1 pseudogene is annotated in these 298 nt (G+C 61.7%); it reads right to left on the bottom strand.

Annotated elements, in window-relative coordinates:
• Positions 1–298 (bottom strand): annotated as a pseudogene (locus EGN72_RS00140) (ABC transporter ATP-binding protein); the annotation flags it as partial.

Genomic DNA, 298 nt, shown 5'->3' with positions numbered 1-298 from the left:
TCGATTACCCAATCAGGCTGGAGCCATTCGGTCACATCTTCGTGGCAAGTGACGCCGACGAATTGGCCCGACCCACGCCGCCATGCTTTTGCAAAAGCCCCCGCACCGATCCGGGCGACACGGCGGTCAATAGTGGAGGTGAACTCATCGACAACAGTTAGAGCGGGGCGCTCACAAAGTAGCCGCGCAAGGCCCGCGCGGAATTGCTCGCCGTTTGACAGATGGGTAAAGGGCCGTAGCCAGGACGGCACCGAGCCAAGCCCAACGGCAGCGAGCGCGCCCGTCACCTGATCGAAAT

Source organism: Pseudorhodobacter sp. E13 (assembly GCF_003991405.1).
Lineage (GTDB): Bacteria > Pseudomonadota > Alphaproteobacteria > Rhodobacterales > Rhodobacteraceae > Pseudorhodobacter.
The sequence above is the reverse complement of the archived record's forward strand: the minus strand, read 5'-3'. Positions and strand labels throughout refer to the sequence as shown.